Raw genomic sequence first — 12518 nt, 5'->3', positions numbered from 1 at the left:
CGAACTTTCCGGTAAGCGTTATGTTTCCACCAAGGTGAGGCCATTCGCCAAGGGTGGGCGATACAGGTGTAAGATATGCGACAGATTAGTGAGCGCTGTCTTTTCCTTGAGGAGGGCGATACGTATGGACCTTCGCATCAAGAAAACCTATCGGGCCCTGTTCGAGGCCTTTACTGAGCTGCTCGAAGAGCATCGGTTTGAGGACGTGACGGTTGCCATGCTGTGCGACTGCGCTATGATTCGTCGGACGACGTTCTACAAGCACTTCCGCGACAAAAACGATTACTTTGCCTTCTATATCGATGAACTCATGTCGGGCCTGCCGCAAAAGCGGGCCGATGCGGATGGCGCTGAGGGCGCCGAGGACGTGCGAGCGCTTCGCCACGAAGTGTTCGCCGATGCCATGGATTTGATTTTGGCGCATGAGCAGCTCATGGATAACATTTTGGCGAGCAGTATGTCGGGTATGCTGACCAGCATGATTTGCGACCGCATCGCGCGCTCCATACGCGGGCGCGTGATGAGCGCGCTTGACGAGGACGCGCTCGCGCCCGTATCGCTCGAGACGACGTCTGAGTTTGTCGCCGGCGGCATTATTCGGCTCTTTACCATGTGGTGGGAATCGGGCCACGTACTAGAGCGCCGATCCGAAATCGCCGACGTGGTCGATGCGCTGTTCGAGCGGACCATGACGCCGGTGAGTCACTAAGAGTGGCGGAGAGAGGGGGATTCGAACCCCCGGAACGCTTTCGCGCTCAACGGTTTTCAAGACCGCCGCATTCAACCGCTCTGCCATCTCTCCGTGAGTCGTAATGATAGCATCGTTTTGGATTTGCAACAGGGGAGGCGAACGATGACGAGCGCCGGAATCGATGAGAAGTTCATGCGCGAGGCGCTGGCGGAGGCGCGTGCCGCCGCGGCGGTGGGCGAGGTGCCGATCGGTGCCGTGGTGGTGCGCGCGGGTGAGATTGTCGCGAGGGCGCATAATCGCCGCGAGCTCGACCAGGATCCTTCGGCGCATGCCGAGTTTTCGGCCCTATGCGCCGCCGCGCAGTCGCTCGGTCGTTGGCGCCTTTCCGATTGTACGGTCTACGTGACGCTCGAGCCCTGCTGCATGTGCGCGGGGCTTATGGTGAACGCGCGCGTGGGGCGCTGCGTGTACGGCGCGGCCGATGCTAAAGCGGGCGCTTTGGGGTCGCTATACGACCTCAATGCCGATCCACGCCTGAATCATCGGTTTAATGTGACCGCCGGCGTGCTGGCAGACGGGTGCCGCGCGGTGCTGAGCAGCTATTTTAGTGGGCTGCGTAGCGCCGATGGTGCTGGCTGCGATTGTGGGGCCGATCTTGAGGCACATGCCGCCCACGCCGAGGCGCTTGCGGGTGTTGGGGATCTTGCCGATGAGGCGCTCGACTTTGGCCCCGTGCAGCGCCGGCCCCGCCGCGTGCTGTTGGCGATCGATTCCTTTAAGGGTAGCGTTTCGAGTGCGCAGGCGGAGGCGGCCGTTGCCGAGGGCGTGCGCCGCGTGTGGCCCGATGCCCAAGTAAGCGCGCTGCCGCTGGCGGATGGTGGCGAGGGAACACTCGATGTCGTTGCCACGTGTGGCGGTGAGCTCTCGACCTGCGAGGCTGCAGGCCCCTTGGGCGACCGGGTGTCTGCCCGGATGCTGGTGGACGGCGAGCGCGAATCTGCTGTTATTGAGATGGCCGAGGCGGCGGGTATTGGGTATTCGCCTTGCACGAAATCGGCGGCGCTTGCGGCTTCGACCTATGGCGTGGGTGAGCTGATGCTCCGTGCGGTTTGTGGCGGGGCAAAGACTATCTATATTGGTTTGGGCGGCAGCGCCACCAACGACGGTGGCGCCGGTATGCTGCAGGCGCTGGGCGCGCACGTTGTCGATAAGCGTGGCTGCAATATCGCCCCCGGTCTCGCAGGCCTTGAACACGTGGCGAGTATCGATTTGGCACCAGCGCTTCGGGCGCTGAATGGCGCACGCATCGTCGTGCTGTCCGATGTCGAGAATCCGCTCGTGGGGCGTCGAGGCGCACTGGCGGTGTTTGGTGGGCAGAAGGGTTTGCTGACGGGTGATGCCGAGGCGCTGCGCGGGTACGACAGCTGGATGGTCGGCTACGGTCGCCTGCTCGATACGGCGATTGTCGAGGCACGGGCTCAGGGGTTGTTGCGCGTGCCCGAGGGTGTGCGGACATTTGGCTCGGTGCTCGGTGTGCCCGGTGCCGGCGCCGCCGGCGGCCTGGGCGCCGCGCTGCTAGCGCTCGGTGCGGAGTTGCGCTCGGGCGTGGAGACGGTGCTTGATTTGATTGGGTTTGACGAGCGCGTGCGCGATGCCGACCTGGTTATAACGGGCGAGGGCAATATGGACGAGCAATCCGCTGCCGGTAAGGCGCCGGTGGGCGTGGCCCGTCGTGCCAAGCGCTATGGCAAGCCGGTGGTCGCCGTCGTGGGCGGTCGCGCTGACAACCTGGATGCGGTGTATGGGCAGGGCGTCGACCTGGTTTTGCCGGTCTGCCGCAAGCCCATGGGCCTTGAGCTGGCGCTCGATCCCCAGGAAGCCACAACCAATCTCATCTGCGCCGGCGAAGCGGCCGCCCAAGCCTTCGACCTTGGCCGTATCTAAAAGTAGTCAAAAAGCCCCGTTCCAAATTAGCTACCTTGCCCCATCGGGCGGGAGCGGGTAAGATATATCGAGCGCCTAGCGCGTTCGATGGGTTCGGATGACGACATGTTCCGAATCTGGTCAGGTCCGGAAGGAAGCAGCCATAAGGAGCCTCTGTCGGGCATCCGAATCCATCGAGCGCACGGGCGCTTTTTGGTGCCGCGACATGGCCCGGCCGGCGACGAGGTATTTGGTGTCTCGCTGGTCCTCGGCTGCGCCTGCGGGATCGCTCGACTACCAAATACCTCGTCGCCGGCCGGGCCCCGTCGTCCAAAAATCACCCGCAAAGGCGCTTTTATCTGAACAATTCAATCCCGTGCTTAGTGGAACTCGCTGGCGTTGCCAAAACATCGGCTGCTACGTGCCTTGGGCGCTAGCGACCGTTGCCCTTACATCTGTAACGAGTTGCTTACGCATCTCCAGGGTTCTCCGTACTATCATGAATCAGATTGAATAGAGATGATGATAGGGAGCGCCTATACATGATTGAGCTGCTCAGGCGTTTTGGTGGTAAGTATCGCCGGTATATGGTGATTGGCCCTGCGTGCAAGTTGATCGAAGTGATCTTTGACCTGCTGACGCCGCTGGTGATTGCCCAGATGATCGATAAGGGCATCGGCGCACACGACGTGAACGCCGTTATCCGCTACGGCATGGTGCTCGCCGCCATGGCCGTGATCGGCATCTCGTTTACGCTCGTCTGCCAAAAGATGGCGGCGCTCACCTCGCAGGGCATGGGCACCGACATTCGCGGCGCACTCTACCAGCACATCAACAAGCTGAGCTATGCTGAGCTCGACCGCTTTGGCACGCCGTCGCTCATCACGCGCATTACCAACGACGTTAACCAGGTGCAGCTCGCCGTGGCGCTGGGCGTGCGTATGCTCATCCGCTGGCCTTTCCTGGCGGTGGGCTCCATGATTGCGGCCCTTGCCATCGACCTTAAGCTCGGCATGATCTTTTTGATTTGCACGCCCGCCATCGGCCTGGTGTTTTGGTTTGTCATGGCGCGCTGCATTCCGTATTACAAGCAGCTGCAGGCAAAGCTCGATCGCATCGCGCTCATTTGCCGCGAGGGGCTTTCGGGCGCCCGCGTGGTCCGGGCGTTTGTGCGCGAGGGTCACGAACGTGAGCGTTTTGCCCAGGCGGCCGATGACCAGGCGCGTGTCGCAATCGCGGTGGGCAAGCTCTCGTCGATTCTCAACCCCGTCACGTTTTTGGTGATGAACCTGGGCGTGTGCGCCATCCTGTGGGTGGGCGGCATCCAGGTCAACGTGGGTGAGCTCACGCAGGGCCAGGTCATGGCGTTCGTCAACTACATGACGCAGACCCTGACCTCCATCGTGTATGTCGCCAACCTGGTCGTGGTCTTTACCAAGGCGAGCGCCAGTGCGTCGCGCCTCAACGAGGTACTCAATTGCGAACCGAGCATCACCGACGAGGGCAACCAGCCGGTTGCGCTGCCCGAGCTGAGCGCGATGGGCAACGCTGTTCCGGTCCCCGCGCTGAGCTTGAGCCATGCGAGCTTCTCCTTTGGCGCGGGCGCCGCCAATGCCGTCAATGACGTGACCCTGGAGCTGCCGCTGGGCAAAACGCTCGGCATTATCGGCGGCACGGGCAGCGGTAAGTCGACGCTCGTCTCGCTCATCCCGCGCCTGTACGACACGGGCGCGGGCAGCGTGAGCGTAATGGGTGCCGACGTGCGCGCCTGGCAGCTCGACCAGCTGCGCCACGTGGTCGCGACCGTACCGCAGCGTGCATCGCTCGTGAGCGGCGCGATCCGCAGCAACCTAACCTGGCGCGACGAGTCAGCAACCGATGAGGAGCTGTGGGCGGCGCTCGAAATGGCGCAGGCCAGCGAGTTCGTGCGCAACAAGCCGCAGGGGCTCGACGCTCCGGTCGAGGCGGGCGGCAAAAACTTTAGCGGCGGTCAGCGCCAGCGCCTGACCATTGCACGTGCCCTGGTGGGCTCTCCGCAGGTCCTGATCATGGATGACTCCGCCTCGGCGCTCGACTTTAAGACCGACGCGGCGCTTCGCCACGCCATCCGCGAGCGCAGCGCGCGCGGTGCCGCCGCGGGCGGGCTCCCGCTGACCACGGTGATCGTGAGCCAGCGCGTCTCGACTGTGCGCGATGCCGACATGATTTGCGTGCTCGATCACGGCTCGGTCGCGGGCCTGGGTACGCACGACGAGCTGTACGCAAGCTGCCAACTCTATCGCGAGATTTGCCAGTCGCAGCTTCGTCGCGAGGAGCTTGAGGGTCAGCAGGGGAGCGCGACGCCCGCGTCTGTCCCAAGCCCCGCGTCTGTCCCGGCTGCCCCGGCATCCACTTGCGCAAAGGAGGGCTGCTAAATGAATCCGTATACTTCTTCCGGTTCGGTCGCCACGATGACGGCCAACGTGTCCGGCAACGATAACCTCAACGACTTGGGTGACGGCCCGCGCCAGCCCGGCGATCCCGAGCGCTATCCCGCCAGTGCGGTAACTCGCCGCCTGCTGGGCTACGTCCGTCCGCATCGCATTTCGTTTACGGCGTCGTTTGTGAGTGCCGCCATCTCGGTGATCTTGCAACTCTATACGCCTATCCTCATTGGCGAGGGCATCGACCTCATCGTTGCCGCCGGGCAGGTGGACTTTGACGCGCTGCTGCCGCTCGTTACCAAGCTCGCGATTGTCGTGGTGGGCGCGGCGGCCTTCCAGTGGCTGCAGGGCTACTGCGTCAACCGTCTGTCCTACGAGACGGTGCGCGACATGCGCGTGGAGGCGAGCGACAAACTCAGCCGCATGCCGCTCAGCTTTATCGACAGTCATGCCCATGGCGACCTTATGAGCCGCGTAGTCAACGACGTCGACCAAGTGGGCGACGGCCTGCTGCAGGGCTTTACGCAGCTCTTTACCGGCGTCATCACCATCGTGGGCACGCTCGCGTTTATGCTCTCCATTAACCTGGCCATGACGCTCGTGGTGGTGCTCGTCACGCCGCTTTCCATCTTTGCAGCCGGCGCCATCGCCAAGCTTTCCAACAAGAGCTTTACGGAACAGCAGCGCATCCAAGGCCAGCTTGGCGGTCATATTGAGGAGTACGTGGGCGAGCAAAAGCTCGTGGACGCCTTCGCCTACGGCCCGCACGCTCAACAGCGCTTCGATGTCCTCAACGCCGAGCTCTATACGGCGGGCGAGCGCGCGCAGTTTATGGGTTCGCTTTCTAACCCCGGCACGCGCTTTATCAATAACATCATCTACGCCGTGGTCGCCGTGATCGGCTGCGCGGGCGTGATCACGGGCGTGCCTGCGGCGCTCACGGTGGGCGGCGTGCAGATCTTCCTGTCCTACGCTAACCAGTACACTAAGCCGTTCAACGAGGTCACGAACGTCATCACGCAAATCCAGACCGCGTACGCCTCGGCGCGCCGCATGTTCGCGTTGCTCGATGCGCGCGAGCAGGAGCCCGACGCGGCGGATGCCGTGGAGCTTGCCGCCCCGCAGGGCGAGGTGACCTTTGAACACGTGGACTTTAGCTATGTGCCCGACCGCAAACTGCTGCAGGATATCTGCATCGATGCCAAGCCCGGTACGCGCTTTGCCCTCGTCGGCCCCACGGGCTGTGGCAAGACGACGCTCATCAACCTGCTGCTGCGCTTTTACGATATCGATGCTGGGCGCATCGCGGTCGATGGTCGCTCCTCGCGTGACTACACGCGTGCGAGCCTGCGCCGCGCCTTTGGCATGGTGCTGCAGGACACCTGGCTGTTCGAGGGCACGGTGGCCGAAAACATTGCCTACGGTTGCCCCGATGCCACGCGCGAGCAGATTGTCGAGGCCGCCAAGCGCGCTCATGCGCACAAGTTTATCGTGCAGCTGCCAGGCGGCTACGATACGGTGATCGGCGAGGACGGCGGCACGTTTAGCCAGGGTCAAAAACAGTTGCTGTGCATCGCGCGCGTCATGCTCACCGATCCGGCGATTCTGCTGCTGGACGAGGCAACGTCGAGCATCGATACGCGTACCGAGCTGCAGGTGCAGGCGGCATTCGACGAGCTCATGGCCGGCCGCACGAGCTTTGTCGTGGCACACCGCCTGTCGACGATTCGCAACGCCGATTGCATCCTGGTAATGCGCGATGGCGAGATTATCGAGCGCGGCACGCACGATGAACTGCTCGCGGCAGGCGGCTTCTACGCCGAGCTCTACCGCAGCCAATTCGCCCAGTGAGGAAGCCCGTGGGGCAAATCAATCAATCGACAGACGGTGGTTTACATCTGTCACGTTAGTACTAAGATATTCATCTAATAAATTGCATTAGTGGCTTTAATTTTGGGGGAAACGAGGCAACGTGACTATGACGTGCTCTTTGGTGGTTAACAGCAAGAGCGGTAATACCAGGATGGTTTCGGGCGCGATCAAGCGCGCTCTGCAGGCTGCGGGCGTTGAGTTTGTCCATGCCGCGGCGTTGAGCGACGATGCGGATGCAGATCAGGTTGCGCTCGAGGCGCAGGGCGCCTGCGCGGCCGACACGGTGCTCGTCGGTTTTTGGTGCGACAAGGGCGCGTGCACGCCTTCGGTCGCGGCGTTGCTCTCTGCCTTGCACGGCAAGCGCGTGTTCCTGTTTGGCACCTGCGGCTTTGGGGCCGACCAGAGCTATTACCAGCAGATTGTCGACCGCGTAACTTCCAATCTGGCCGAGGATGCCGAGCTTGCGGGCTGGGCGATGTGCCAGGGCAAGATGGGTCCCGCGGTTAAGCAGCGCTATGAGGCAATGCTCGAACAAGATCCCGACAACGCCCGATTTAAGATGCTGCTCGACAACTGGGTTGCCGCGAAGGACCATCCCACCAAGGAAGATATGGATAACATGGCGGCGGCGGCCAAGAAGGCCGTGCTGGGGGAGTAGCTCCCATCGCTGACGGCGGTCGGTCCATCTTTCTAAATGAAACGTCCTCCCGGGCGTCGGGGCACGAAGTTCCCTGCTCTACAGTCCTGCGCAAGACGAAGGCCACATTAAGTGGCCTTCTTTGCGTGCGGAACTCGCGATGAACTTCGTGCTCCGCCGTCCGGAAGGACGCCTCTTTATTGATGGGAGGCCTGATAGGTCGATGGTTCCGTGCCCGGATGCGTCCAAAGTGGGACGGGCTTTCCGGATGGGCAGGCTTTCGAAAAATGCGTCCCGGAATTTGCCTTTGGAATGGGACGTAGTTTCCCGTTGAGGTGCTTTGCGGAAAGTGCATCCCACAATCAGCCCTCAAAGTGGGACGCCGTTTCCCAATGAGGCTCAAGCGGAAAATGCATCCCGGAATTTGCGCTCAAAGTGGGATGCGGTTTCCGGTTGAGGGTCTAAGGGGAAAGTGCGTCCCAGAATCGACGCTTGAAATGGGATGCAGTTTCCCGATGAGGCACTCGACGGAAAATACATCCCAGAAATGGCCTTTGAGCTGGGATAAGATTTCCGCGGCATCTCGGATTCTCAAAAATGAGACACGCCGTTGGCGAAAATGAGACACGTGATATCGGGCATCGGACGTATCATTTGCAAAAGATGAGTCCACTCCACTCGAATAAAGCGAGGTCCCTCATGTACGTTCCACACCCCCGTATCCGTAGACTGTCGAAAATCCCGCTTGTTGGGACGGCGGCGCTTGCTGCGTTGATCGCCACGAGCGTCGCCTGCTTCACGGCCACGCCCCAGGTTGCCCAGGCGGCAGACGCGCCCGCAATCACCGATATGACCGAGCAGGATTATCAAGCCCTGGGTCTGGGCACGAGCGAGGACATTCCGGCCGATACCGTTGGCCCCTATTCCACTGATACCCCCACGACGTTTGCCACGCGCAGCGAGGTCTATATGGCAGCTAACGGTAGCCATGGCAATCGCTACACTCTGCGCGACAAGCTCGAGAACGTCGAGCGCGGTGACATTGGCGGCAGCAGCAAACTCACCGATGGCTATGGAAGTGTGTGGGGCGCCGCAAAGTTCTGGCAAAACGTCAACAACTTCGATACGAACAGCGATCTCTACAAGCATAGCGACTACGGTGGCGGCACCTGGTCGTACCTAAGCAACAATGAGTCCTCAACAGTACTCGCCAACGACAACAACGGTTTCTCGGGCATTCACGCCACGAGTGTTGAGTTCTGCAGCGACGCCAGCACGGGCAAAAAGAGCCGCGTTGCCGAGCTCCGTGCCTACGGCGACAGTTCCTCCACGACGATTGACGGCAAGTCATACGCCGGAAAGGTTGAGCTGGTCCTCTACTCGTTTAGCAACGGGCGTACGCGCACTCTCGACACACACCTGCCGGTGACGGTCAACACTAATATGATGTACGAAGGCCGTTTTAAGTACCTGGATGCCGGTTACCTGCAAGAGCACGACGCCGTCTTTGATGTCGAGGCGGGCGATGTCGATGGCGACGGCGTCGACGAGCTTTTTGTCTACGCGGGCTGCTATGTCGACGAGAACGGCGTGCGCAAGGCTGTAGTCGACATGTATGACTTGGAGGGCGGCAACTGGAAGCAAAGCGTCGTCAAGATCGATGCCGGTAACGCCGCGGACTACACCACGCACAACAAGGGCGGGAACGACTCCTGGACGCAGCTTCAGTCAGCTCCTGTCGTTTCGCTAGCGGCCGGCGACCTCGATCGCGATTTTTGCGATGACCTCGCCATCGTGGTCTCGGCACCCTACGGCAAGAAGAATATTGATAAGTCGACGCATTGCGAGCTGTTTTCGTGGGATGCATCCAAGGGTGCGCTCGTCCATGTCGATGCTCTGGGCGACGCGGGCGCAATCTCCCTCTCCGCGAACGGCAAGACCATGGTCGCTGCGAATGCGACGTTCGGCACGTTTGCCGCCTACGATGAAGAAGGAAAGAAGACGGGTGAAACCGTCACGGGCCTTATTCTTGCGGGCTATGACTGGCAACGCAGCGCTTTTGATTACGGCGCTTCTGACGGCAGCAAGGGGCTGTACGGCGCGCTGTACCGCTACGCGTATTTTGACTCGGAGTCTGGCGAGTTCAAGCTTTCCGATTGCAAGGAATACAGAGACGGGCTCCTCGCCTCCTATGGGCTGATGCATGTGCCCAACAGCGCATGGAAGGATAGCGCTCAGGATAAGCGCTATCCGTGCACCTTGGCGCCTATTGCCCTTGCCACTGCCAACCTTGACGGCCTGTCCGAGCAGCTGGCGGTCGACGAGGTGCTCGTGGGCGGCGATGTGTTCCGCGACTTTGCCTGCAACACGGCACAGAGCGGGGCTCAGGGCTTGGGGTCCATGGTCGGAACCATGAGCATGAGCGGTCAGCAATACAACAGCAGCAACAAGCATGACCACAAGGGTATAGAGCAGGTGTGGATCAGCGACGTCAAGGCGGGCAGCGTCTCGGGTTCGGACCGCTATAACGAGAGCTTTATCGCTGTGGTGGGCAAGCACCGCGACGAGGACCTGCGCAAGAACGATGACTACTATTGGATGACCGCCTCGCATTTTTCGCTCGACGAGAACGGAAAGGTGCGCCGCGGCGAGGAGCAGGTGATTAGCGAGAGCAACCGTCGCGGCACTACCTACGGCACATTTATCTCGCTCGCGCTGCCCGATGTCGACAACGACAGCGTCAAGATCACGTACAAGGACCGCTACAAGGTCTATACCAACCCGCGCGTGCTTGCCGTGCTGCAGGATGCGCCCTATGTTGAGGATCTGGAGCAGGCATACGGCTATCTGGTGTTGGGCGGCACGTCATACGGAGAGGAAAAGGGCACGGGGACATCCCAGGGCTATACCATTGGCGCCGAGTTGGGCGTTGCCGTCGAGGTGCAGACCGGTCCGCCCCTGGTCGCGATGAATGCTTCAGTCGATTTTGCCGCCGAGGGATGCTATGACTACCGGAGCGAGCGCACGGTCAGCGCAAGCGTAAGCTATGAGTCGCATGCCGGCGAGGGTGACAAGGCCGTGCTCTACACGATTCCGATGGTCTATTACGAGTATGAGATCGAAAATGAGGAAACTGGTGGCAAGGGCGTGATGGCGGCGCCCGTGTCGCTCGGCGCGCAGACCTCGGTCGTTAATGTCGAGGCCTATGACCGCATTGCCAAACAGCACAATATGACGCCGCTCAGCTACTTTTTGACCAACCGGTCGGGAGAACCCGGAACCTATCAAACGACGCTCAACGGCGAGACTCCCGTTGGGGATTCCTTTGGCCTGGGCAAGCCTGGCGTAACGCGCGCCTACACGCACGATGGGTTTAACGGCGCCGTCGCGCAGTCGGGGGCGAGCATTGAGCAGACCATCGAAGTCGAGGAGGGCAAGGAGCAGGAGCTCGAGCTCGGCTTGACGCTGAACGGCAGCGTTGTCATGGGCGCGAAGCTCGCAAAGCACGAGTTGTTTGGCGGCCTGTGCTTTGGTGCCAACGCAGGCTTTACTACGGGTAACTCCTCGAGTGAATCGACCGAATACGGCGGCACCGTCGACAACCTGCCCGAGGCCGCGCAGGGCAAGTACGGTTTTGTGTGGCGTCTGGGCGTCAACGCGGTGGATGTCGACAAGTTCGAGGCAGACTCGGGCGACAAGCTCGGCACCAAGGACACCGACCAGTTCTGGATCGTGGGCTATGACGTTAAGGACGTCGAGATGCCCGACGCGCCGGCCGTGACGGGCTTTACGGCAAACGCCGTCGATTCGACCAGCGTTACGTTTAGCTGGGACGATGTACTCGCAAACAAGAGTGGCTTTAGCTACGGCGTGGGCATGCTGCAGAGCAATGCGGCGGATGCGGTCGTCAATAGCTGGAAGATTGCCGACAACACGCAGACCTCGCTCAAGTGGGATGGGCTGCAGCCCAATACGGAGTATCGATTCGCCATCGCCGCCGTTAAGAATGGATCCACGACCGAAACAGGTATTCGCTCGGCAATCATCACGGTCAAGACCATGCCCGATGGCGTGACGATGACCGTGAGCGGACCTGCGGCGGATACAGCGGAGAGGTCGGCCCTCGAGTATGTCTCTTCGGTCGAGTGCGCGGAGGGAGACAAGCTGACGCTCTCGGCGATTGGCCATGTGACGCAGCGCAATGCCGACGGAAGTGAAACGGAGCTGGCACCGTCGTATACCTGGTACCGCAAGGGCCGTGGCGAGACTGAGTTCCAGCTCGTCGGTGCCGATGGCAACCTCGCGGCTGGAACGGCCTCAAAGCTCGAGATTGACCTGACCGCAGACGATGACGGTGCGCAGTATTACTGCCACGTGGGATACAACGACGTGGGCCTCGACACCGGCACGACGCTCGTGAATATCGAGGCCGAGGAGACGGCGCCCACAACGGTGAACGCCACCCCGATCCGCACGCGCCGCCTGTTCTCACAGGCAAGTGCGGGCGCCAAGAAGTTCCTGGACCATACGCTGGTAAACACCGCCGGCCCAACCGATTCCGAAGGCTCAAAGGACCCCGAGACTCCTGAGACCCCGACGAACCCGGACAAGCCCAAGTCCGACAACGGAGCTAAGACCGACACCAAGGTCAAGACTACGACCACAGCGAAGAACCTCGCAAACACCGGCGACCAAACATTCGCCCTAGTCGCCACCGCAGCAGCGGCGGGAGCGACGCTCGTAGTGATAGCCCTCATCATGCTGATCAAGCGCCGCAAGACCCACTAGTAGCCAGTCGAACATATCGACAACCCAAAAACCCGGGTAGCCAAAAAACAGGCCACCCGGGTTTTCTGTTGAGTGGAGACTCCGCAAGCGGAAACTGCATCCCACAATTAGCGCCCGGAACGGGACACATTTTCCGTCAAGCCCTCATCCGGAAAATCCATCCCAGTTTGAGCGCCCAGACCGG

The 12518-nt window shown here is 61.2% G+C and carries 6 protein-coding genes, 1 tRNA gene and 1 other RNA gene; 7 read left to right on the top strand and 1 reads right to left on the bottom strand.

The features are described 5' to 3' along the window. Positions 1-124: 124 nt before the first annotated feature. Positions 125-709 carry a TetR/AcrR family transcriptional regulator gene (locus GT571_RS04905; protein ID WP_161155878.1) on the top strand — a complete coding sequence of 195 codons (585 nt, stop codon included), beginning with the start codon at positions 125-127 and terminating at the stop codon, positions 707-709. A 3-nt stretch (positions 710-712) separates the two neighbouring features. Here GT571_RS04905 and GT571_RS04900 read toward each other — a convergent pair. Continuing rightward, a tRNA-Ser gene (locus GT571_RS04900) sits at positions 713-802 on the bottom strand. 51 nt (positions 803-853) lie between these two features. On the opposite strand from GT571_RS04900, the gene tadA reads away from it, so the two are divergent. The 6 genes from tadA to GT571_RS04870 all read left to right on the top strand — a co-directional run bounded on the left by tadA (position 854) and on the right by GT571_RS04870 (position 12334). After that, positions 854-2635, top strand: a complete 1782-nt coding sequence (tadA, locus tag GT571_RS04895; protein ID WP_161155876.1) for a tRNA adenosine(34) deaminase TadA — start codon at positions 854-856, stop codon at positions 2633-2635. A gap of 84 nt (positions 2636-2719) precedes the next feature. Further along, positions 2720-2815, top strand: an RNA gene (gene ffs / locus GT571_RS04890) — signal recognition particle sRNA small type. Positions 2816-3156: 341 nt separating this feature from the next. Further along, on the top strand, positions 3157-5028 hold the full coding sequence (locus GT571_RS04885) for an ABC transporter ATP-binding protein (RefSeq protein WP_161155874.1): 1872 nt from the start codon (positions 3157-3159) through the stop codon (positions 5026-5028). Further along, positions 5029-6888: an ABC transporter ATP-binding protein gene (locus GT571_RS04880; protein WP_161155872.1), complete on the top strand. Its 1860-nt coding sequence runs from the start codon at positions 5029-5031 to the stop codon at positions 6886-6888. Between the two features lie 127 nt (positions 6889-7015). Continuing rightward, on the top strand, positions 7016-7567 hold the full coding sequence (bilS, locus tag GT571_RS04875; protein WP_117807060.1) for a flavodoxin family protein BilS: 552 nt from the start codon (positions 7016-7018) through the stop codon (positions 7565-7567). A gap of 678 nt (positions 7568-8245) precedes the next feature. Then, positions 8246-12334, top strand: coding sequence for a fibronectin type III domain-containing protein (locus GT571_RS04870; protein WP_161155870.1), 4089 nt, complete (start codon positions 8246-8248; stop codon positions 12332-12334). The last annotated feature ends 184 nt before the right edge of the window (positions 12335-12518 follow it).

Source organism: Collinsella aerofaciens (genome assembly GCF_009876115.1).
Classification (GTDB): Bacteria; Actinomycetota; Coriobacteriia; order Coriobacteriales; family Coriobacteriaceae; genus Collinsella; species Collinsella aerofaciens_N.
The sequence above is the reverse complement of the archived record's forward strand: the minus strand, read 5'-3'. Positions and strand labels throughout refer to the sequence as shown.

Bases quoted from the DNA above. Each gene is read 5' to 3' on its own strand.
- tadA (WP_161155876.1), top strand. From the start codon at position 854: ATGACGAGCGCCGGAATCGATGAGAAGTTCATGCGCGAGGCGCTGGCG.
- GT571_RS04905 (WP_161155878.1), top strand. From the start codon at position 125: ATGGACCTTCGCATCAAGAAAACCTATCGGGCCCTGTTCGAGGCCTTT.
- GT571_RS04885 (WP_161155874.1), top strand. From the start codon at position 3,157: ATGATTGAGCTGCTCAGGCGTTTTGGTGGTAAGTATCGCCGGTATATG.
- bilS (WP_117807060.1), top strand. From the start codon at position 7,016: ATGACGTGCTCTTTGGTGGTTAACAGCAAGAGCGGTAATACCAGGATG.
- GT571_RS04880 (WP_161155872.1), top strand. From the start codon at position 5,029: ATGAATCCGTATACTTCTTCCGGTTCGGTCGCCACGATGACGGCCAAC.
- GT571_RS04870 (WP_161155870.1), top strand. From the start codon at position 8,246: ATGTACGTTCCACACCCCCGTATCCGTAGACTGTCGAAAATCCCGCTT.